The following is a 20456-nucleotide window of genomic DNA, read 5'->3' on the forward strand; positions in this document are numbered from 1 at the left end:
GGCGTTTGGGCATCAGTACTGGCTGGTGTTGCCAGACATCCAGCAACCCTGTTCAGTCGGGAGTTATCAGATGAGCCAATATTCCAATATCAGCACCTGCCGTGAAAAAGGCATTCTTGAAATAGTCCTGGATCGTCCTAAGGCGAATGCTATTGATGCAGCGACCAGCCATGCTTTAGGAGAAATTTTTATTAATTTTCGTGATGATCCGACACTCGGTGTGGCCATTATTACCGGAGCGGGTGAGCGATTCTTTTCAGCAGGCTGGGATCTGAAATCGGCAGCAGAAGGAGAAGCGCCTGATGCCGATTTTGGACCCGGTGGGTTTGCCGGATTAACTGAATTGTTTGATCTGAATAAACCCGTGATAGCAGCCGTTAACGGTTTTGCTGCCGGAGGTGGTTTTGAGCTGGCTCTTGCCTGTGATCTGATTGTCACTGTCGACCATGCCCAATTTTTTCTTTCTGAAGCTCAGTTGGGGATTATCCCCGATAGCGGAGGTGTTTTTCGTTTACCTCGCCGATTACCTGTCGCTATTGCCACCGAAATGTTGTTGACTGGTCGTCGCATGGATGCACATGAAGCTGCTCGCTGGGGGCTGGTGAATCGGGTTTGCTCTCCTGTCGAGTTAATGGATCAGGCGCGTCAATTGGCTCATCAACTTCTGCACAGTGCTCCTTTGTCTGTCGCTGCGATTAAAGAGATTATTCGCGCGACCGAGCAGCTCAGTATTGAGGAGTCATATCAGCTTCAGCGTAGTGGTGAGCTGCCTGTTTATCAAAAAATGCTAAGATCTCAGGATGCTATCGAAGGACCTTTGGCGTTCAGCGAAAAACGTACTCCTGTTTGGCAGGGGAAATAGCTGGCCCAAGGAGACAGGATATGGCACATGGGTACCGGTAAACAGGATAATTTGAGCGAAGGACGTTGCAGCCGCGACGAAGCTTTCTGTGGTTATATCCGGGAGCGTAAACTTTGGGTGTCAGCCAACTTAACAAACAGAGTCCTGTAAAGGACGGACCAGAACATATCGGGTTCTTGCTGTTGCCTCAATTTGCAATGCTGTCCCTGTTTTGTGCATTAGAACCATTGCGGGTCGCTAATCGTTTTGGGGGAGATCTATACAGCTGGCATTTTTTCTCTCAGGATGGTGAGCCGGTTATATCCAGTAGCGGTATTCCTGTTGCCGTGGAGACAGGTCTGGATGGTTTGGAGCGTTGTTCTATCCTGATTGTTGATGCCAGTTTTGAACCCGAGGCCAGTCTGACTCCTGAACTTCTGTCTCGCCTGAGACAATTGGATCGAAAGGGTATGGTGATCGGGGCAATGGATACCGGTTGTTATGCACTGGCTCACGCCGGGTTGTTGGAAAATCACCGGACTACCCTGCACTGGGAGAGCCTGGCTGCCTTTAAAGAGGCTTTTCCCAAGATAAGGACAACGACAAAATTATTTGAGTTTGACGAGAATCGTTTCAGTTGTTCAGGAGGCACTGCGGCAATTGACATGATGCTGCATATGATTCGCCAACGTCATGGTGCTGAATTATCCCGTAAAGTCTCGGATCAATTTATTCATGAACGAATTCGCGGTACTCAGGATCACCAGTGTCTTGATGCCGGGAGACGGCTGAATATCCATCATCCTCAGTTAGTACAGGTGGTGGAAGTGATGGAACAAAACCTGGAGGAGCCTCTGGATATTAGTGAGTTAGCGACTGTTGTGCAGCTTCCATTGAGATGTCTGCAACGGCTCTTTCATAAACAGTTGAACAGTACGCCTACGCGCTTTTATCTGCAGTTACGGCTTGAACGGGCTCGTCAGTTATTGCGTCAAACACAGATGCCTGTTGTTGAGGTTGGAATCGCTTGTGGTTTTCACTCGCCAGAGCATTTTTCCCGCAGTTACAAGTCCTGCTTTGGACTTTCTCCGAGAACTGATCGCAAGCAGGATCTGGAGTTACAGCGGATGGCTCTGCAAAGGGGTTGTTAAAGGTATTGCTAGCCTTTGTTGTTGTTTGACCACTGACTAGTTTGTTTTGTCCTAATATAAAGGTGTGAATGAAGGAAATACTGTATGGTGGAGGATTTTCGATAACGCCTGTTTAGCGTGGTAGTTGGCATGCGAGGACTTTTGTTCTTTCAATGGATCATTGCTCTTACGTTCTTGTTGGTAACACAGGTATCTCAGGGTGATGAAGTCGTTTCATCAGCTGAACCTGCCATTCGTCTCCCCAAGCTCCTGGTTTTTTCCGCCATCGAAAAATCACAAAACTCTCTGATTAGTGCTCAGGTATTAGTTGAGGCATATCGACGTATCGGTGTTTCAATACAGGTTCGATTTTATCCGGCTAAAAGGGCGCTTCTGCTTTCAAATAATGGGTTAGTCGATGGAGAACTATTTCGCATCAGAGGAATTGAAGAGCAATATCAGAATTTGCGGCCAGTTCCGGTTCCAGTCAATTATCTTGAAGGGGTTGTCTATGCAAAGCAGTTGAATTTTCAGGTCACTGGCTGGGACAGCATAAAACCTTACCGAATTGGTATTCGTAGGGGAGTCAAGTTCACCGAAAAGGGAACTGTTGGCATGAATACCAAGATTGCCAATTCAAATGAAGAACTGTTTACTCTCCTGGAGGCGGGTCATCTGGATGTCATTGCATTAGCACGGCTAAACGGGATAAAAACAGTGCGTGATATGGGGCTGGATGGGCGCGAACCTTTGCCTGGGTATCTGGTAAAACATCCATTGATTCATTATTTGCACAAGAGGCATGAGGCACTGGTCCCGAAAATACAACAAGAACTTGAAGCGATGGAAAGAGAAGGGGTTATTCGTAAAATACGTGAACAGCAGGTCGCCGCTATGTTAAGTCCAAATTCGAACTGATCAGGCATATAGTTGTCATTTTCCGGAACGGGCCAAATAAAAACCCTGATCTTCAAATTTGTCTGAGTTGGTTGGTGACTACAGTCTTTCGTGTCAGGGCGGTGGCTGGAGGATTGTAACGGTGCCAGCAGTGAATATTTTCAGGGGAAAGGTATGAAAACAATTGGATTATTAGCAGGCATGAGCTGGGAAAGCTCAATTGGTTACTACCGTGCTATTAATGAGGGGGTGAAGCATTCTCTGGGGGGATTGCATTCGGCAAAAATAGCAATGTACAGCGTTGATTTTGACCCCATTGAGAAGTTACAGCATGCGGGGGATTGGCAGGCCACGGCTGAAATACTTTCAGAAGCCGCCAAAAATGTACAGTCTGCTGGAGCTGATGTGTTACTGATTTGCACGAATACCATGCATAAAGTGGCTCCACAGATAGAAGCGGTTATCGATATCCCGTTGCTCCACATTGCTGATGCAACAGCCGAGGTTCTTATAAGCGAAGGAATAAAATCAGTAGGTTTGCTGGGAACTGCTTTCACAATGGAGCAGGATTTTTATAAAGGCAGATTAACTGAAAAATACGGGTTAAAGGTTCATGTACCCAGCCCGGAAGACCGGCAAACCGTCCATAATGTCATTTATCAAGAGCTGTGTTTAGGAAAAATACAACCCAATTCAAAGGCCGAATATCTACGTATCGTTGATAGTCTCTCCAGTCAGGGGGCAGAAGCGGTGATACTGGGTTGCACTGAAATCGGTATGCTGATTAGTCAGCAAGACACTGATGTTAAGCTTTTTGATACAACCGCCATTCATGCCCAAAAAGCGGTAGAGTTTGCACTATAGTCCTGCTGAATACTGCTCTCTGGTTTCCCGGAAAATCGTTAAGCTGGTTAACTCTGGAACTAATGATCCAGAAAAAGGGTCCGAGTCGTAGTTCTTCGATGGTTCAGATTTTTCTTGGGACACAAAACTGTCACACAAATAGGGTAAAACGCTGTTGGCATTCTTACGGGGGCCACTGTCAGTAGATTCCCCTCAGGAATAAAAGACTAAAAAAGGGATATATTATGAAGTTTGAACAACTTCAACAGTGTGAAGTCAGGAGTTTTGATGAAGCGGTTGAGGCACTTTGCCGTTTTCGTGATTTAGAGCGCAGAACTCCCACCAGCATTATATTTAAGTTTCCTGTTGGTGTACTGCCGGTAGATGTGCTCAATGAATATTATCAGGAGGCAGAAGGGCTTGGATTATCGGTCAATTATGCTGCCTGATATCGACTGATTTTCAGGGCCGGCGGGCTGGCTGCTGCCCACCGGTTTCTGAATTGAGAATCAATCGGGGATTAATCTCTCACCTTAGGTTCCTTGGTATGGAATAGATTGCTAAAGAGTCTTCAGGTACTCAAGTAGCTCCATTCGCTGAACGTTGTTTAACTGTTTTGTACCATACTCATGGCCACTGTTTGAGTTTCCTGTCAAGGTTGTATCGAACTTGAACATCTTTCTGTCGAGTACAGAAGGCGTTGAAACATAGCCTACATTTTTGGGATCAAACTCGCGGTTACCTAGATAGAATACCTTTGATCTTTTTTCTTCGGGTAACAGCAACTCATATAAATTCGGCACTGAGCCATTGTGTAGATAAGGGGCTGTTGCCCAGATCCCGGTTAAAGGCCTTGCCTTATACACGGCTGCACTGCTGGTTAACGGCGAGTCTTCTGCTACAGATTGAGCCAGAGTATTGAATTGCTGTTGATACTTTTTCAGATGATTGACTAAGGATGGTGGTACCCCCACGCTATCGGCATCATCTGCTGCTGCATCGGCGTGTTCGGAGTCATCCTCCGGTGTGCTAGCTGTTGACTGAACAAGACCGTTGTTTTTGTTCCTCAGAGCTTTTTCGTTTTCAATAAATGCTGCTTCAATGGTTTGCCAGGGATGCTTAAGAAGTGCTCCGATGACTGAGTTGACCAGCGGAAACAAGCCAGTGGTCTGTGCCGGAATTTTATCGCCGGCAATAACAAACTCTTTACGGCCTGCAAACTTTCCTGCTGGCCGTGTTTTCAGCATATTTATGATTTCCTGAGGATCTGTTCGTACTTCTAACACCGGAGTCAGAACAGCTTTATAGTCTTGCCCCTGATCAGCCCGCGGCATTACCTGGTGGCAACTAACGCAATAGTTGTCATAGTGGAGTTGCCCTTTAGCCGCTGTGATCGGATCAATAGCTGGAAAATACTCTGATGGCCAAATAGGAGACCTTAGTTCTGCCACCCATTTTTCCAGCTCTCCAAGGTTTTTGATAGCTAATGAGGAAGGGTAGCGTATTTTTGACTTCCGCTCGGGGATGTCCAGTTGACCATAAACTCCCAGCACTTCGCCTCCATTACGGATTAAAGTGCCAACACTGGCTGGGCCATTGGGGGCGAATCCTGTCCACTGAACCACATCGGATTGATGAGTTCCCCACAGAAATGGGTAACTGACCGGAGCATCGGAGGCGTGGCCGTTATTAGGCATATCGTTAAATTTCGAAAGAATCTGATTAAATATTGCCCCGATGGCATCGACGCGTCCGTAGCCATAATGAGGTTGGTCCGGATCAGGGTGGTTAACCATATTTCGAGTCGCTAATACCTCTGTCTGCTGAAGCAGGTTGTTGCGCAACTCTTCTGCGGCATTGGCACTGTGTTTTTTTCCAAGAACTCCATTGGCGAAGCGGGAAAACTTGTTATTGGATCGATAGGTTTCGTTCATGGCTTCGACCAGAGACTGGTTGAAGCTCTCAAAGTCGGCGAGGGTTGGGCCGCCATCAATTCGAATTCCACGACCTCGGTAGCGGACTTCTGCCGTATGACAGGCTGCGCAGTTAAACCCCATCCACTCTTCACCCGTTTTGGAATCGACATCCTTGGCAAATCCAACCGCCAGGCCATCAGGATTCCAGGGGCTCTTTTCCGCCGGCAGATACCTAAGCGACTGCATATGGGCATTATCCCGAAACAACGCGGTGGTGGTGCTTTGTTCCAGATTCAGATACCAGGAGTAGGGTAGTATGCGGGATCCTTGAGAAGTGAAATAGAATGATTGCTGAGTTTCTACGGACCACTGTTGATCCATATTAACGATGTTTCCAGATGCACCAAAAACAGGACTTCCTTGCTCAATGGGAGGGGCTTTCTGATTGCTTGCACAACCGGAAAGACCTAGAACAAGTGAAAAGATACCAATAGATACTTTCTTATTTATCGATGACATGTCTATCTCCTTGACGTGCATTCATGCAATAAATCACATAACACTACATCCCTATAAACCATCCTTACTTCAGTGCATGTGATCTGAACCTGTTCAGACAGGGGTTATAGTAGAAGAGGAAGTCTTATTTCGCAAAAGTCTGTTAGTCGTTGAATTGTAAAGTTGAAATCTAATTTAAGATAAATACCGTTATTCCGCTCTCATTTTTCAATGTTTTCTGCAATCACTGAAGTTGCGCTTATTGAAGATTGATCCGTCTGGGTCAGTCGAGTACATCCGGATTGAAAATCACCTTATACAGCACTGAATATCCAGATTTAAGACAGTACCGATCGGCATATTTGAGGGTAAGTTGTCGAATTTAGTCAATATATATTCGAAATATAGAAAGTTTAATCGTTTTTGAAGAGTAACTTGTTAGTCAGTTGCACGGAGAGAATCCAGGCTCCCTGCCCAAGATCCCCAAAAAAAAAGAATAAAACAGCAAGAGATTCATCTCATGAATAACGAAGTTATTATCACCTGTGCTGTCACCGGATCCGGTGACACCGTCGGCAAACACCCTGCCATCCCTGTCACTCCTGAAGAAATTGCCAACGCTTCGATTGAGGCGGCAAAAGCAGGTGCTGCTGTTGCCCATATCCATGTTCGGGACCCGAAAACGGGGGCTCCTTCTCGAGATGTTTCCCTTTATCAGGAAGTTGTCGCCCGTATTCGAGATCAGGACACTGATGTGGTGATTAATCTCACCGCAGGTATGGGGGGCGATCTCTATATAGGACCGGATGAGAATCCGACAGCCTTTGGCGATGAAACTGATCTTGTAGGAGGTCGCGATCGTTTACCGCATATTGAAGAGCTGCTACCGGAAATCTGTACGCTTGATTGCGGTTCTCTCAATTTTGGCGATAACAACTTGGTTTACGTGGCTACCCCGGACATGTTGCGTATCGGAGCCAAACGAATTCAGGAGTTGGGGGTCAAGCCTGAGCTTGAGATTTTTGATACCGGTAATCTCTGGTTTGCGCTGCAAATGCTGAAAGAAGGGTTGATTGATGATGACCCGATGTTTCAGCTGTGTCAGGGCATTCCCTGGGGAGCTCCGCCGGAGGTAGGCATCCTGAAGGGCATGGTCGATATGCTACCGGCTAATGCTAACTGGACGGCCTTCGCATTAGGACGAAATCAGATGCCATGGGTCGCTCAGTCGGCTCTGCTGGGTGGCGGTGCGCGAGTTGGACTTGAGGACAATATTTACCTTGATAAGGGGGTCTTTGCCAGCAATGGGCAATTGGTTGACAGGGCAGCCACTATCGTCAGCAATATGGGTGCCAGAGTACTCAATCCCGCAGAAGCCCGGGAAAAACTGGGCTTGATTAAGCGAGGTTAGGGAACAGTCATGACGGCTCAATCTATCAAAAAAAGTACTGACTTTAAGGGCTCTGATATGAATAACACCGAGATTAAGCGTGTCGCTATTGTCGGCACCGGTGTGATTGGCAATGGCTGGGCTGCTCGCTGCCTGGCTAAAGGGTTAGATGTGGTGGCATACGACCCTGGTGCTGGTGCCGAACAACGGATGCGGGATGCTATCGCCAATGCCTGGCCAGCGCTGGTGCGTTCTGGCTTGGCTGAGGGGGCAAGCATGGATCGACTAGAGTTCACCGCTTCCCTGGAAGAGGCTGTATCCGACGCTGATTTTATTCAGGAAAGTGCGCCTGAACGGGAAAGCCTTAAACGTGAGCTATTGGCACAGATCGATAGTGCCGCTCGCCCTGATGCCATTATTGCTACCAGCACTTCAGGACTCTTACCGACAAAGTTACAGGCAGACTGTATTCACCCTGAGCGAGTTGTCGTCGGGCACCCTTTTAATCCAGTTTATCTGCTGCCCTTAGTGGAGGTGGTTGGTGGTGAAAAAACCTCCGCTGAATCGATTTCCCGGGCCAGTGATATCTACCGCTCTATTGGAATGCGTCCATTGCATGTGCGCAATGAGATAGAAGGGTTCATTGCTGATCGACTGATGGAAGCTTTGTGGCGGGAGGCTCTTTGGCTAGTCAATGACGGGATTGCCACGACGGAAGAAATTGATGCCGCAGTGGTGTATGGCTGTGGACTGCGCTGGGCACTGATGGGTACCTGTCAGACTTTCCATCTGGCCGGCGGTGATGCCGGAATGCGCCATATGCTGGAGCAGTTTGGACCCGCTCTCAAGCTGCCATGGACAAAGCTTGTGGCGCCAGAACTGACTGAAGAATTAATCGATAGCATGGTCGATGGCTGTAACTACCAGGCGGCGGATCGGTCGGTGAAGGAGCTGGAACAGCGTCGGGATGATTTTCTGATCAGGGTGCTGGACATCGCTAAAGAATACTGGCCGGAGAATGAGGGATTAAAAGACAGAATCTGAAACGGACTCAGGGCCTCTGCAGAGAGGCCCCTCAAACCTGCAAAAAGCAGGCATAAAAATAATGAAATGAGAGGTCTGTTATGTCCAGTCTTAGTAGCAAAATAACTACCGAATACAGTACTCAAAACCCTGCGATTGAATGCCGGAATGTCTGGAAAATTTTCGGTGAGCGGGCGGATGAAGCCCTGGCTGCCATAAAAAGCCGGGGAATGACTAAAGATGAAGTACACCAAGAGTTTGACTGTGTCGTGGGGGTGGCTGATGCCAGCTTCCAGGTCAGAGAAGGGGAGGTCTTCTGCATAATGGGGCTTTCCGGTAGTGGAAAATCAACCCTGGTTCGTCATATCAACCGACTTATTGAGCCTACGGATGGGGATATCCTGGTCGGGGAGGATAATATCAATGGCTTAAACCAGAAAGAACTCAGGCGTATCCGTGCTGAAAAAATCGGTATGGTCTTTCAGCACACGGCACTTTTACCTCACCGAACGGTACGTGAAAATGTTGCTCTTGGCCTGGAACTGCGTGATGTTGATGAGCAACAGCGACTCAAGATTGCTGAAGAAAAGTTAGCGCTGGTACATCTGACCGGTTGGGAAGATCGTATGCCCACGGAGTTGTCTGGTGGTATGCAGCAGCGGGTCGGATTGGCGAGGGCCATGGCAGCTGACCCTAAGATCCTGTTAATGGATGAGCCTTTTAGTGCTTTGGATCCTTTGATTCGCCGTCAGCTTCAGGATCAATTTCTGGAATTGGCTCAGGTGATGAAAAAAACCACTCTCTTTATTACCCACGACCTTGATGAAGCCATTCGAATTGGTCATCGCATCGCTATTATGAAGGATGGTGTCATCGTACAGATAGGTACTCCCGAAGAGATTATTACTGCCCCTGCTGACGACTACGTGGCTGAATTTGTTAAAGATATTTCCCGCCTTAAACTGGTTTTTGCCCATACGGTGATGCAGCCCGTTGAAGATTATCTTGATGATAAAAAACTCAGGCCACAAGACCTGGATCTCAATGACTACCCGACTGCGTCAGAGGACGCAGATCTGGATCATTTGATTGATCTGGCAGTCGAGCATGAGAAGCCCACTGTTGTGCTTAATGGGGGGGCTCCTGTTGGTATCGTTACCAAGCGTCAATTACTGCGTGGCATCCAGGGGGATGGGAGCAATGAATAATCTGATGAGCCAAACGTTAGATCACAAAGAAACAGAGCAATTGAAAGATTTTTTGGTGAGTTCGACTGATTATTATCTTCAGCAATTTGAACGTATATCACAGGGACAGAAGTACAGTTTGAATTTAGCGGCAGCAGTCTTCGGTCCTTTTTGGGCGGCGAGTCGCAATATATGGCTGTTGTTCTGGTTACTGGCTGCAACCGATGTGACTGCTCTGGTCGTCATAGGTCAAAGCCTGTGGGGAGGTGAAACTCACCCTGAGAGCAGTCTGGCACTTGGTGTCGGTATACTCGTTTTTTGTCGTGGTATCGGTGGCATTATCGCTAACCGCCTCTATCATGATTATTTCAACAAATGGCGTATCAATCAGGGACAACCCTGTGGTATCAGCTCGAAACGCACTCTGGTTGGTTTGCTGTTGGTGCTGGCCACTTATCCTCTGACCGTCTACCGTTTCAGCGCCGCCAGCGTGGTTGATTATCTCGAAACTTTTCCTACTTCCCGAAAAATTGCTTCTAAAACGGCCCACGCGATAGATGCTGCGGTTGACTGGTTAACCATTTCCTTTGAAGACCTGTTCGACTCCATTACCTGGGCTATTCGAGGCATGCTGGACTTTCTGGAGTTGCTGTTTATCGGCACGCCCTGGCCGGTAATGGCACTGTTGTTAATTCTGCTGGCCTGGAAAGCAGCAGGTTGGAGAGTTGTCATCTTTACTGCTTCGGCATTGGCCTATCTGGGGTTCTTTGGGTTTTGGGATAAGGCAATGAGCACGATGGCTCTTGTCGGTGCTTCTGTATTCATTTGTCTGATCATCGGGGCGCCGCTGGGAATTGTGGCAGCCAAGAGCCCCAGGTTCAGCGCGGTACTTAATCCGATGCTGGATTTGATGCAGACCATGCCCAGTTTTGTTTATCTGATTCCCGCGATTGCCTTTTTCTCGGTCGGTAAGCCCCCTGCAGTGCTGGCTACTGTGGTATTTGCAATGCCCCCAATGATTCGTCTGACAGCTCTGGGTATACAACAGGTCAGTCCTTCGGTGATAGAGGCCATGCTGGCCTTTGGTGCCAGTCCACGGCAGATATTGTTTAAGGCTGAATTACCTCTGGCTGTGCCATCCATCATGGCCGGTATCAATCAGAGCATCATGATGAGTTTATCCATGGTAGTGGTTGCTGCGTTAATTGGTGCCGGTGGACTGGGTTATGACGTGCTCTTCTCGTTACAGCATCTGGAAGCGGGTAAGGGACTGCTGGCCGGTCTGGCCATCGTACTTTGCGCGATGATTCTCGACCGCATCATTCAGGGTCATCAAAAGCGTGGCAGTTAGTTCAAAACAGCTGCGGCTGGATACAGGGGGCATCGGTCAACAAGTCTCCGGACAGCAGTTAAAGCAGCAAAAAATTCCAGCAAGTAAATCAAATGAGCTGGAGCCAGTTCGGCTCCCAATGCTTTCCCATTGAAAGCACATAATAAAAAGAGGAAATGATGATGAATAAAGCGCTTAAGACAGTGGCACTGGCCGCAGCTCTGGGGCTGGGGCTCTCTCAGGGAGCAGTCGCCAAAGAAAAGGTTGTTATTGGTGAGGTTAGTTGGGATGCATCCCTGGCGATTGAAAATGTGCTTAAGACAGTTATGGAGCGACATCTGGATGTTGATGTTGAAATCATAGCTGCTGATCAGGCTGCTATCTGGGCGTCTATGGATAAGGGTAAAGGAAGTATCGACATACACCCGGATGTCTGGACATCATCGCAAACGGAGCCATGGGCCAAGTTTGTTGCCAAGGGTGGCAAAGAGTCTGTACGCTCCAACCATAACCCTTATCTGGGAACTGATGGATTTTATATTCCTGGCTACATCCAAGACAAATATGGCGTCAAGACCGTTCAGGATCTGGCTAACCCAGAAATCGCCAAACTGTTTGATAGCGATGGCGATGGTAAAGGGGAATACTGGCCTGGAGCCCCCGGCTGGAGTGGTGTAAAAATCAATCAGGTTAAAGCTAAAGGCTACGGTTTTGATAAGTATTTCAAACCGGTAGTGGTGTCCGACTCGATTATAAAAGCGCAACTGAAAACCGCTTATCGAAAAAAGAAAGGGATACTCTTCTATTATTGGACTCCTGAGTGGATTCATAATGCCTATGATTTGAGGAAGCTTGAAGAACCTGAGTTCACCGGTTATGCCGGAGACAGTAAGAAAGGGCATCCACAATACAACCCGAATGGCTGCTATAAGTTTAATGACACAGAGAATTGGTTAGAGGATAGCGCTATCTCTTGTGGTGCTCCTACTACAGAAGTTTATATCGCTTATTCTCGTTCATTGGAGAAGAGGGCTCCAAAAGTAGCCGAGTTTTTGAGTAAGGTGTCGCTGACCGCATCTGATGTCAGCTTATGGATTTATAAGATTGCTCAGGATGGGGAAGACCCTGCTGAAATGGCAGAGGAATGGGTTGCTGCAAACTCGGATTTGGTCAAGGACTGGTTAGATTAGTCAGGATACCTGTGAACAAGCTCATTAGGTCTTCAGCGACCCCTGATACCGGTGTGATTTGTTTGCAGGTTTCTTAGCTTCCTTAAGGACCCTCTGGAATAATATCCGGCTTCTGATCAGCCGGATATTGTTCTTTCTGTGTTTTTAATAATACCGTTTTATTGCAGGTGTTTAGTTACGACTATGAGAAAGACCTACCCCTTAAGTGAAGCCATGCGTAAATTTGTGGAGATATCAGAGGACTGTTTCCCTGATGAAGTGATTAAGGCGGGCATTGATTCTCAGCGCAAAGCCTATGTCGCTATGAATCAACAATTCGATATCACCCATCCGCCTGATATTGATTACAGGGATGAATTTCTGCACTGGAATGAAGAGCAGGTAAGCGTGCGTCGCTATCAGTCGAGGCATACATTGCCAAGTCGGCGTATTCTTTTTGTTCACGGTGGTGGATGGTATTTGGGAAATCTGGATAGCCACGATTTTTTTGCTGCAAAACTGGCCTATGACTGCCAATCAGAGTTAGTCTCTGTTGATTATCGGTTGGCGCCAGAACACCCATATCCAGCAGCCTTGGAAGATGTCTATGCCGTTTATCGGGCTATGTTGGAAGAGGCCCCCGAGAAAACTCCACCGTTGCTGGTCGGAGACAGTGCCGGGGCTAATTTAATTGCGGCATTGAGCTTAAGATGTCGTGATGAAGGTCTCTTGCCAGCAATGGGCCAGATACTCATTTATCCCGGATTAGCTCGAACAGGTACCCTGGCCAGTCATCAACAGTGTTCTAATGCACCTTTATTGAATACTGCGGCCATTGAGTTCTGCTGGCGAATGTATCAGCCGAATAACATGACATTACTGAACGCTACGCAACAAAGTTATCTGTTACCTCTTGAGGCAGAAGATTTCTCGGGGTTGCCTCCAGCGCGTTTGTATCCTGTGGAATTTGATCCTCTCAAGGATGATGCTGTTGAATATGCCAGGCGAATAAAGCGGGTGGGGGGCGATGCGGACTTAACCCTGGGTGAAGGGCTTGTGCATGGTTGTCTACGGGCAATTGGAAGTGCAGCGGAGGCTGATCAGTTTTACCAATCGATCTGTGCCGGTTGTGCTGAACTGTTTGTTGCTTCTGATAACTCTTAGAAAGCCTGAAAGCCCGCTGAGTACATAATGAGCCTATTCACAGGCTCCTTATTTAATCTGACTCTCCCTGATGATTAATGAATCGCATTACAGGTAATTAGTAATATAGGGTTTGATTTTTATAGTTGCCATTTTTTTTAATTATATTCATTCATCTTTAATAATAAAATAAGATCTTTCGTGATAAGCATCTAATTGATTGAAACTAATTTTAAAAGTAGAGTTTAAAAAGTTTTACTTCTTGCATCATGACAGTTTAATAGATGATAAGGTTTTAAATTAAATTTCATATTTTCTGATTAAAGAGGCGGGAATGAACTTCTCAATTAGATTTTTTTATTACTTCTTGTTTTTGTTGATTTATCTGTTTTCATCTTTTGCTAGAGCCAATAATACAGTGGGAACTTACTCAGGTAATATTCCGCCGGTTGCTAACTGTCATGATGTTCTGCTTGGAGTTGAAAAAAGGTTTTTAGGTTATGATGGCTGGCGAATGGTTAAAGTTAGAACGGTAGGACAGAATAATAACGTCAAACACCGAGTCTATACAATGAGTCATAAGAATAAAGGTGTTACCCGTTACATACGTAGTCAGTTGCTCGAACCAGATGAAGTAAAGGGTATGGAGTCTTTTTCTATCGATTACTTTGATGATGGAATGCAGGATAAAACCTGGTTGTATATGCCATCCCTTAATAAGGTATTAAGCTTTGAGTCAAAGGATTTGACGGGGCGGATTTATGGTTCGGATCTGTCCATCGGTGAAATGATGGTGCGTAGAGATCGCGATTACGATTGCAGAATGCTGGGAGATGGGGAATACAATGGCTACGATATTTATAAAATATACTTTGAGCCAAATAATGAAGATGAATTGATACGTCTTGGTATTCGAAGTGGGGAGGCTTGGATCGAAAAAAGTACATTCGCAGTAATCTATTCGTTGTTTAATAGCATATCTCCCAATGAACAAGTTGTTATCGACTCGGATAAGTGGCACTGGGTTGATGGGGTTTTTTCATCAGCAACCCGAACAGTAACAAGCTTTAAAGATGGTCGGCCAATATCAACTTCATATTTTAAAACCTACGATGAAAGATATAATATAGGTTTGCCAGAACGTTGGTTTTCTCCTGAACATCTTGGCTCGGGTGATGAGAGTTGGTTAGAGTTTCACAAAAAATAGTGATGTATCATTGGGTTCCCATAGCCACGGTATGAATGAGGTATGATAACGGACTTGAGTGAAGAAAAAATTATTCAATCCTGGAATAAAAACTCAGCTCCCTGGGTCCAGTCTGTTCGGGAAAACCGGATAGAGAGTCGTGTTCTCGTGACCAATCAGGCAATTGTTGAGGCCGTGGTGTCGGTAGCCCGTGAGCAGGTGCTGGATCTGGGGTGTGGGGAAGGGTGGCTATCGCGGGAATTAATCAAGAGAAAGCTTTCAGTAATGGGGGTGGACGCGGTGCCTGAGTTGATCGAAAAAGCTCGGCTCTCCGGCTCCAGCAGGTTTGAGGTCATGTCTTATGAAGACATTGCAAATAAAAAATTGGAGCTTACTTTCGATACTCTGGTCTGTAATTTCTCCCTCCTTGGCAAGAAGTCTGTTGAGGATCTGTTTCAGGCCGTTCCCGAGCTGTTGAACCCAGGCGGGTATTTTATTGTGCAAACAATTCATCCGGTATTTGGCGGTGGTACAGAAGACTATACAGACGGCTGGAGAAAAGGCTCATGGAAGGGTTTTGCGGAGGGCTTTACCGACCCGGCCCCTTGGTATTTCAGAACCCTGAGTTCCTGGTTTGAGCTATTCAGGCAGAGTGGTCTTGAAGTCATCGAAATACAAGAGCCTGTTAATCCTGTGACGAAAATGGCCGCATCGGTTATTTTTATTTCTCGAGTCGGCGCTGAGTTTACCGGTTATGAGATCGATCAGTAACACTTAAGGATTCAGTAGCACTTAACCGGATAAATTATTATCAGCTGTGAGCACGTTGGTCGATGGCCTCGCGAAGCTGTTCAAGCTCTGTAGGTCGTAGCTGATGCTGCAATACTTCAAAGAGTTCTCGTTCTTCAAATCTGACGTGACCCGACAACAACTCCCCGAAATGCTTCAGTAAAACTCTCGGAGGGGTTTTCTGGTCTGACAGGATTTCATTTAGTTTCTGGTGTTCGGTTAATAGCTGGCTTTTTAACTCCTTTGCTCCAATTCGGGTTAAAACAGGAACCAGCACCTCTTCTTCTATTTTGAAGTGGGGGGCTAAATCCTTTTTTGCAAACTGGAGCGTTTTTATCCAGAAGTTTGCGCACTGCTCATCGGAATCTCTGTTACTGCTGGCTTTGCACCGGCTTGCCGTTACTAAGGCGTGATGATGCTCCTTCGATAATTGTTGTAGCTGTTGTATTCGTTTCATCCTGTGTAATCCAAAAAAAGAGGTTATTTAGGTAAAGTCTGATGCGGTGCTGGAGACAGCAAAATGGGTAGATAGCGCAGGGCAAATAACAGAAAGGCAAGCAACCACAAAACAGCAGCTAAGGGTAAGCAGGTGGGGAACAGGCTGGCGAGTATCCGAGTCAGGGCTGCCAGGTTAATAACGACAAAGGCTGCCGTCATTAGTTTGCCTGCTTTTAGCAAGCGGTTGGTGTGGCCTAAGGCAGCCCGCGCAGCTACTGCCAAAATTAAACCCGCCATGGCTCCGACACTGAGCGCATGTATTGCAGCACCGACGGGTACGGTACTGCTGAAAATGCTCACAGCAATAATTAAAAAACCGATCCCAATCCAGGCATAGCCGATATGTAATGAGAGCAGCATTGGTTCTTTAAGAGTGGACAGGCTTTGCCAACGGGCCAGTCTAAAAATCTGCAACGTAGAGGCAATAACTGCGATGACTGCGGTTACTTTGGCTTCTGGGTATAGCGTCCAACAAAATGCTAAAAGGATCGTTGCAATCACCGCTGTTATATCTGCTGTGCCGAAGGGAGCCGGCAGTGATTGGGGGGCTTTGGGGTTCGCTTGTAATTGCTGTTGCTTTAGCCAGTTTCCAGTAAATGCGGGGATGATTCGTCCGCCGATAAGGCTGATTAACAGGCAGACAAGCATTAATGCCGCCCTACCGACATAATTTTGAAGTTCTGGAATTGCTGTCAAAGGAGTGGTGAAAGAATTCAGGTGGAACAGCGAGTTGAGCAGGGTGAACAATGATAGGACCAACACAACCTTCAGATTACGATAATTACGCGAGATCAGTATTTCCCGACCGACTAAAATAGTCAGTAACAGCCAGTAACTACTATCAGCAACGAGAATTAAAACGGGACTGACACCTGCCCCAAAACTGATTGCGATTCTTCCAACAATCCAGCAACTGACCAGCAGTATCAGAGGAAGGCCGCTGACAGGAGCGCGGCCACTCCATTTAGCAACTGCTGCCAGTAGAAAACCGCCAATGGCAGAACCGATAAAAGCAAACAGCATTTCATGACTGTGCCAGGCCAGAGGAGTAAAAGGGCTTGATGGACTTGGAAAATATCCGTACAGATAAGATATCCACCAGAGCAGCAGTATTAGTGCTGATAGCGCAGTACAGATAAACAATGGCCTGAATCCATTACTGAAAATCAGCTCAAGACGATTTTTCGGCTGCTTTTCAAAAATCAGAGAAGTGGCCATCTTCGGTCCTCTATAGGGTTCCTTCGTTTGTCTTCCGCAATCCTCGAGATCAGGAGTTCTCCGACACTAGTCTGAAAAAAGATCCCATTCATAGGGTTCAATAATGTTTTGCTGATGCTTTAAGTGAATAGTCTGCCTTAGCTGCCTACACTGCTGACTTTTGATTGCAGAATTATCGCGGCAATGCTTTGAATAAAGGGCTGCACAGCCGCAATCTCTGGAGATAGGGTGGAATTCAGTGGTTTGTTTCATTGCTTAACCTCCATACGAAGGCTTGATCCAGCCTTGTCTTCGCTTGTTTGTTAAAACTTAAGATGTATTTTGTATGTATCTTTAAAGATGGATGTTAAATGTATCTTTACAGGAAGTCCAGGATTTTTCTAATAAGATAGGCCTGATAAAGCACATTATAATGGTGATATAATGTATAAATTAGATATATCTTAAAGTGTTTTTCAGGATGTTCTTATGGGGAATCCTGGAAAAGTACAGAGAACGCAGCAATTGACCGAGAAACTAATGCAGCTCACCAAATACACAGATTTTGCTTTTAGGACATTGATTTTTCTGGGGATTCAGAAACCGGCTGAACTGGTTACTATCACGATGGTTGCGACGCACTTTGATATTCCTCGTAATCATCTGGTGAAAATTGTTCACCAATTGGGCAAGCTGGGCTATATCGAAACTGTACGTGGAAAGGGGGGAGGGATCAGATTGGCGCGTCCCGCCGCCAAAATCACCATTCGAGAAGTTGTTGAGGCAATGGAAGAAAAGCTGGAGCCGGTAAACTGCGCTAAACCTTCCTGCCCAATTGTAGCCAGTTGCCGTTTGAAAGGGGTATTGGCGGAGGCTCAGGAGGCGTTTCTGAGCGTATTGGGCGGGTATTCGTTGTCAGACCTTCAACAGCATCCGGAGCAGCTACAACGACTGCTGAAAATATATCCTCTTTAACGTTTATCTAGAGTATAAAACTGGATGAAAGGCTGCGGGTATTACCGATATCTGTCATGAATTGCTTTGTAGGTTCCATCAAGCTGGATCAGTTTTAGCCCATCGTTAAACAGTTCCAGCAGCGTCTCATAATCAGGCCAGTGTTTGCTGAAACAGAGATGGAAAGGAGATATGTGCTGGTCGCTTAATTCGAAGTAGCGAATCTTGTCAGTAATACCAAGCTTTTTCGAAGTGTAGGCGGCATTCTCCTTGATGGTATAAAAGACGTCAGCTCTTCCCATAATGAGAAAAAGCAGTGCTTGTTCATTGGAGTCGAGCACTATATGGGGTAATGCCAGTTTCGATAATTCATCTTTAAAGGCGTACCCACGAAGGCCGATGCCTTTTAAAGTTCTTGTGTCCTCCAGTGAGTGCAATGGAGGGCCGGAGTACCCGGTGTGTACAGCCAGTACCGGGGTTAGCGCACTGATCGGGTCAGATACAGCGACAAATGAACGGCGTTTTTCTGCATCGACACAGGACAGCATGGCTGCAACTTCCCCTAATTCCACTGACTTAACTACCCGCTTCCAAGGAACAAAAAGTACTCGAGCCTGAATACCAACCCGTTGGTAGGCTGCTTTCAGTACCTCTACGTCAAAACCTTCCAGGCCGTTTACCGGTTCTTTTAGTTCATAGGGAGGGAAATCCGTGGCCAGTACTTCAATGTCAGTTGTTTCTGTTATGTGGTTATTGCTGGTAGTTAAATCATCGGCGGATAAGTTTCCGATAAAAAAAGTCAGGATTAAAAACAAAGAAGAGAAAGGAATTGTGTAACCTGTGCAGTGAGAACAACCGGAAACAGTGTATATCATCTGATGGATACCCCCTTTCGGGTGGTCAATAGCCTACAACCTGAATGCTATTAACAGCAGTATAGCCCAGAAGTCTCGATGAAGTTGTTATGCTGCCCGGGTTAACACAGAGGTCCGATCGCACTGAAGGCCCCTAGGGGCCTGCTGAGAACATAATGGAGTTATTGGCAGGTTCGCTAACCTGAAATTTATTTAAGGCTACACTTGAATAACTTGCCCTGTCTGGGAAAAGGCGTTTTGATCTTTGTCATACCCCGGGCTATGCTAGGGCGAATTTTTAGATCTTGGAAAGCTACGGAGTTACTGATTTTAAGTTTTTCTGAACCTTACCTTACTCCGGGGCTTTTTATACATGGATTCAATCCCCACCTCTGCGTCAATAAAAGGAGCAGTCTAATGCAAGGTGACAAACAGGTTATCGGGTACCTTAATAAGGTACTTACCACTGAACTCACATCGATCAATCAGTTTTTTCTACATGCTCGAATGTATAAGAACTGGGGGCTGGAAGAACTTAATTCCAAGTCTTATAAGAAGTCCATTAAGGATATGAAGCAGGCCGATGAACTTATCGAGCGGGTGCTTTTTTTGGAAGGTTTGCCTAATCTGCAAAGCCTTGGGCACCTGCGTATTGGTGAAAACACGGAAGAAATGCTGCAAGGGGATCTGGAGTTTGAAATAGAACAGTTAAAGCTGTTACGGGAAGCTATTGCCTGTTGCGAAAATGCCGGAGACTATGTCAGCCGGGATATATTGGAAGACATTCTTGGCTATGAAGAAGAACACGTTGATTGGATCGAAGCGCAGCAGTATTTGATCAGCAATGCAGGTGTGGAAAACTACCTGCAATCGAAAATGTAATTGCGTGGGAGATAAACGATGAAAGGTAATACCACTGTTATTGATACGCTGAATGGTCTTTTGGCATTAGAACTGACGGCTATGGACCAGTATTTTATTCACTCGCGAATGTATGATGACTGGGGCCTGCATAAGCTTTTTGAGCGGATTGATCATGAGTTTGATGATGAGAAGGGGCATGCATCGTTATTGATAGAGCGTATTCTTTTTCTTGAAGGTGTCCCAAATATGGTCAAGCGGGAGCCCTTGAATATCGGCAGCGATGTACCCTCAATGCTGCAAAGTGATCTGGATGTCGAATATGCTGTTGATAAGGCACTGAAAGAGGCTATTAAGGTCTGTGAAGATCATCAGGATTATCAGAGCCGTGAAATCCTGGAAAAACTGTTGGAAGATACCGAGCAAGACCATGCTTACTGGCTTGAAAAGCAGTTGGGACTAATCCAGAAGATCGGTCTTCAAAACTATATCCAGTCGCAGATGGGATAGTATCAAGCAGACTCAAAGGTTTGCCTTCGGGCACCAGAGGTACCTAGGGGGGCTTGTTACCAGAGAGCCCCTGAATGGTTTGCGTTATCGTTAAACAAGAGGGTCCATATAACCCATACAAACGGACTTCCTTCCAATAAAAGTTTGTTTTCTGCCTTCCTCTGGCTTCTTGCTGTTATTTCTAATGATCGATGCTGCTCTGACTGCTAAGGAAATGGGATGGGCTAGAGGTCAGTCATT

At 46.4% G+C, this 20456-nt stretch carries 21 protein-coding genes; 16 read left to right on the forward strand and 5 right to left on the reverse strand.

What is annotated here, in order from left to right:
* The first annotated feature begins 70 nt into the window (after positions 1 to 70).
* The 5 genes from BGP75_RS20575 to BGP75_RS20595 all read left to right on the forward strand — a co-directional run bounded on the left by BGP75_RS20575 (position 71) and on the right by BGP75_RS20595 (position 4160).
* Positions 71 to 862: a carnitinyl-CoA dehydratase gene (locus BGP75_RS20575; RefSeq protein ID WP_076720761.1), complete on the forward strand. Its 792-nt coding sequence runs from the start codon at positions 71 to 73 to the stop codon at positions 860 to 862.
* 113 nt (positions 863 to 975) lie between these two features.
* Positions 976 to 1992, forward strand: coding sequence for a GlxA family transcriptional regulator (locus BGP75_RS20580; RefSeq protein ID WP_233152989.1), 1017 nt, complete (start codon positions 976 to 978; stop codon positions 1990 to 1992).
* Positions 1993 to 2121: 129 nt separating this feature from the next.
* The gene (locus BGP75_RS20585; protein WP_076720762.1) at positions 2122 to 2889 is read left to right on the forward strand and encodes an ABC transporter substrate-binding protein; all 768 of its coding nucleotides are present in this window, start codon (positions 2122 to 2124) and stop codon (positions 2887 to 2889) included.
* Between the two features lie 153 nt (positions 2890 to 3042).
* On the forward strand, positions 3043 to 3732 hold the full coding sequence (locus tag BGP75_RS20590) for an aspartate/glutamate racemase family protein (protein ID WP_076720763.1): 690 nt from the start codon (positions 3043 to 3045) through the stop codon (positions 3730 to 3732).
* Positions 3733 to 3956: 224 nt separating this feature from the next.
* Positions 3957 to 4160, forward strand: coding sequence for a hypothetical protein (locus tag BGP75_RS20595; RefSeq protein ID WP_076720764.1), 204 nt, complete (start codon positions 3957 to 3959; stop codon positions 4158 to 4160).
* Positions 4161 to 4271: 111 nt separating this feature from the next.
* Here BGP75_RS20595 and BGP75_RS20600 read toward each other — a convergent pair whose 3' ends face one another.
* Positions 4272 to 6146, reverse strand: coding sequence for a di-heme-cytochrome C peroxidase (locus BGP75_RS20600; RefSeq protein WP_083704950.1), 1875 nt, complete (start codon positions 6144 to 6146; stop codon positions 4272 to 4274).
* Positions 6147 to 6645: 499 nt separating this feature from the next.
* Between BGP75_RS20600 and BGP75_RS20605 the strand changes: the two genes are divergently transcribed.
* The 8 genes from BGP75_RS20605 to BGP75_RS20640 all read left to right on the forward strand — a co-directional run bounded on the left by BGP75_RS20605 (position 6646) and on the right by BGP75_RS20640 (position 15324).
* Complete coding sequence (locus tag BGP75_RS20605) at positions 6646 to 7536, forward strand: 3-keto-5-aminohexanoate cleavage protein (protein ID WP_076720765.1); 891 nt, start codon at positions 6646 to 6648, stop codon at positions 7534 to 7536.
* A 57-nt stretch (positions 7537 to 7593) separates the two neighbouring features.
* Entirely contained in the window at positions 7594 to 8559 is a 966-nt protein-coding gene (locus BGP75_RS20610) for an L-carnitine dehydrogenase (RefSeq protein ID WP_076720811.1), read from the forward strand.
* 80 nt (positions 8560 to 8639) lie between these two features.
* The gene (locus BGP75_RS20615) at positions 8640 to 9746 is read left to right on the forward strand and encodes a glycine betaine/L-proline ABC transporter ATP-binding protein (RefSeq protein WP_076720766.1); all 1107 of its coding nucleotides are present in this window, start codon (positions 8640 to 8642) and stop codon (positions 9744 to 9746) included.
* Complete coding sequence (locus BGP75_RS20620) at positions 9739 to 11076, forward strand: proline/glycine betaine ABC transporter permease (protein WP_076720767.1); 1338 nt, start codon at positions 9739 to 9741, stop codon at positions 11074 to 11076. Before BGP75_RS20615 ends, BGP75_RS20620 begins: the two co-directional genes overlap by 8 nt.
* Positions 11077 to 11231: 155 nt before the next feature.
* Positions 11232 to 12245, forward strand: coding sequence for a glycine betaine ABC transporter substrate-binding protein (locus tag BGP75_RS20625; protein WP_076720768.1), 1014 nt, complete (start codon positions 11232 to 11234; stop codon positions 12243 to 12245).
* 183 nt (positions 12246 to 12428) lie between these two features.
* Complete coding sequence (locus BGP75_RS20630) at positions 12429 to 13388, forward strand: alpha/beta hydrolase (RefSeq protein ID WP_076720769.1); 960 nt, start codon at positions 12429 to 12431, stop codon at positions 13386 to 13388.
* A 313-nt stretch (positions 13389 to 13701) separates the two neighbouring features.
* Positions 13702 to 14574, forward strand: coding sequence for an outer membrane lipoprotein-sorting protein (locus BGP75_RS20635; RefSeq protein WP_076720770.1), 873 nt, complete (start codon positions 13702 to 13704; stop codon positions 14572 to 14574).
* A 54-nt stretch (positions 14575 to 14628) separates the two neighbouring features.
* On the forward strand, positions 14629 to 15324 hold the full coding sequence (locus tag BGP75_RS20640; RefSeq protein ID WP_233152990.1) for a bifunctional 2-polyprenyl-6-hydroxyphenol methylase/3-demethylubiquinol 3-O-methyltransferase UbiG: 696 nt from the start codon (positions 14629 to 14631) through the stop codon (positions 15322 to 15324).
* A 40-nt stretch (positions 15325 to 15364) separates the two neighbouring features.
* On the opposite strand, the gene BGP75_RS20645 is transcribed toward BGP75_RS20640, so the two are convergent.
* From BGP75_RS20645 to BGP75_RS20655, 3 genes are all read right to left on the reverse strand, one after another.
* Positions 15365 to 15799, reverse strand: a complete 435-nt coding sequence (locus BGP75_RS20645) for a hemerythrin domain-containing protein (RefSeq protein WP_076720772.1) — start codon at positions 15797 to 15799, stop codon at positions 15365 to 15367.
* Between the two features lie 23 nt (positions 15800 to 15822).
* Positions 15823 to 17058 (reverse strand): NnrS family protein, encoded by a 1236-nt coding sequence (locus BGP75_RS20650; RefSeq protein ID WP_076720773.1) that lies wholly within the window; start codon positions 17056 to 17058, stop codon positions 15823 to 15825.
* Positions 17059 to 17124: 66 nt separating this feature from the next.
* The gene (locus tag BGP75_RS20655) at positions 17125 to 17310 is read right to left on the reverse strand and encodes a hypothetical protein (protein ID WP_076720774.1); all 186 of its coding nucleotides are present in this window, start codon (positions 17308 to 17310) and stop codon (positions 17125 to 17127) included.
* 216 nt (positions 17311 to 17526) lie between these two features.
* Between BGP75_RS20655 and BGP75_RS20660 the strand changes: the two genes are divergently transcribed.
* Positions 17527 to 18012: an Rrf2 family transcriptional regulator gene (locus BGP75_RS20660; protein WP_198939501.1), complete on the forward strand. Its 486-nt coding sequence runs from the start codon at positions 17527 to 17529 to the stop codon at positions 18010 to 18012.
* Positions 18013 to 18053: 41 nt separating this feature from the next.
* On the opposite strand, the gene BGP75_RS20665 is transcribed toward BGP75_RS20660, so the two are convergent.
* The gene (locus BGP75_RS20665; RefSeq protein WP_076720775.1) at positions 18054 to 18866 is read right to left on the reverse strand and encodes an ABC transporter substrate-binding protein; all 813 of its coding nucleotides are present in this window, start codon (positions 18864 to 18866) and stop codon (positions 18054 to 18056) included.
* A 396-nt stretch (positions 18867 to 19262) separates the two neighbouring features.
* On the opposite strand from BGP75_RS20665, the gene bfr (BGP75_RS20670) reads away from it, so the two are divergent.
* Entirely contained in the window at positions 19263 to 19727 is a 465-nt protein-coding gene (bfr, locus tag BGP75_RS20670) for a bacterioferritin (RefSeq protein ID WP_076720776.1), read from the forward strand.
* A gap of 18 nt (positions 19728 to 19745) precedes the next feature.
* Positions 19746 to 20216: a bacterioferritin gene (gene bfr, locus BGP75_RS20675; RefSeq protein WP_076720777.1), complete on the forward strand. Its 471-nt coding sequence runs from the start codon at positions 19746 to 19748 to the stop codon at positions 20214 to 20216.
* Positions 20217 to 20456: the final 240 nt, after the last annotated feature.

It is taken from the genome of Motiliproteus sp. MSK22-1, assembly GCF_001968815.1.
In the GTDB taxonomy this organism is placed as follows: Bacteria; Pseudomonadota; Gammaproteobacteria; order Pseudomonadales; family Balneatricaceae; genus Motiliproteus.

What these genes read in the sequence shown, in the direction of transcription:
- BGP75_RS20575 (WP_076720761.1), top strand. Translation starts at nt 71, where the DNA reads ATGAGCCAATATTCCAATATCAGCACCTGCCGTGAAAAAGGCATTCTT.
- BGP75_RS20585 (WP_076720762.1), top strand. Translation starts at nt 2,122, where the DNA reads ATGCGAGGACTTTTGTTCTTTCAATGGATCATTGCTCTTACGTTCTTG.
- BGP75_RS20590 (WP_076720763.1), top strand. Translation starts at nt 3,043, where the DNA reads ATGAAAACAATTGGATTATTAGCAGGCATGAGCTGGGAAAGCTCAATT.
- BGP75_RS20595 (WP_076720764.1), top strand. Translation starts at nt 3,957, where the DNA reads ATGAAGTTTGAACAACTTCAACAGTGTGAAGTCAGGAGTTTTGATGAA.
- BGP75_RS20600 (WP_083704950.1), bottom strand. Translation starts at nt 6,146, where the DNA reads ATGTCATCGATAAATAAGAAAGTATCTATTGGTATCTTTTCACTTGTT.
- BGP75_RS20605 (WP_076720765.1), top strand. Translation starts at nt 6,646, where the DNA reads ATGAATAACGAAGTTATTATCACCTGTGCTGTCACCGGATCCGGTGAC.
- BGP75_RS20610 (WP_076720811.1), top strand. Translation starts at nt 7,594, where the DNA reads ATGAATAACACCGAGATTAAGCGTGTCGCTATTGTCGGCACCGGTGTG.
- BGP75_RS20615 (WP_076720766.1), top strand. Translation starts at nt 8,640, where the DNA reads ATGTCCAGTCTTAGTAGCAAAATAACTACCGAATACAGTACTCAAAAC.
- BGP75_RS20620 (WP_076720767.1), top strand. Translation starts at nt 9,739, where the DNA reads ATGAATAATCTGATGAGCCAAACGTTAGATCACAAAGAAACAGAGCAA.
- BGP75_RS20625 (WP_076720768.1), top strand. Translation starts at nt 11,232, where the DNA reads ATGATGATGAATAAAGCGCTTAAGACAGTGGCACTGGCCGCAGCTCTG.
- BGP75_RS20630 (WP_076720769.1), top strand. Translation starts at nt 12,429, where the DNA reads ATGAGAAAGACCTACCCCTTAAGTGAAGCCATGCGTAAATTTGTGGAG.
- BGP75_RS20635 (WP_076720770.1), top strand. Translation starts at nt 13,702, where the DNA reads ATGAACTTCTCAATTAGATTTTTTTATTACTTCTTGTTTTTGTTGATT.
- BGP75_RS20645 (WP_076720772.1), bottom strand. Translation starts at nt 15,799, where the DNA reads ATGAAACGAATACAACAGCTACAACAATTATCGAAGGAGCATCATCAC.
- BGP75_RS20650 (WP_076720773.1), bottom strand. Translation starts at nt 17,058, where the DNA reads ATGGCCACTTCTCTGATTTTTGAAAAGCAGCCGAAAAATCGTCTTGAG.
- BGP75_RS20655 (WP_076720774.1), bottom strand. Translation starts at nt 17,310, where the DNA reads ATGAAACAAACCACTGAATTCCACCCTATCTCCAGAGATTGCGGCTGT.
- BGP75_RS20660 (WP_198939501.1), top strand. Translation starts at nt 17,527, where the DNA reads ATGGGGAATCCTGGAAAAGTACAGAGAACGCAGCAATTGACCGAGAAA.
- BGP75_RS20665 (WP_076720775.1), bottom strand. Translation starts at nt 18,866, where the DNA reads ATGATATACACTGTTTCCGGTTGTTCTCACTGCACAGGTTACACAATT.
- bfr (WP_076720776.1), top strand. Translation starts at nt 19,263, where the DNA reads ATGCAAGGTGACAAACAGGTTATCGGGTACCTTAATAAGGTACTTACC.
- bfr (WP_076720777.1), top strand. Translation starts at nt 19,746, where the DNA reads ATGAAAGGTAATACCACTGTTATTGATACGCTGAATGGTCTTTTGGCA.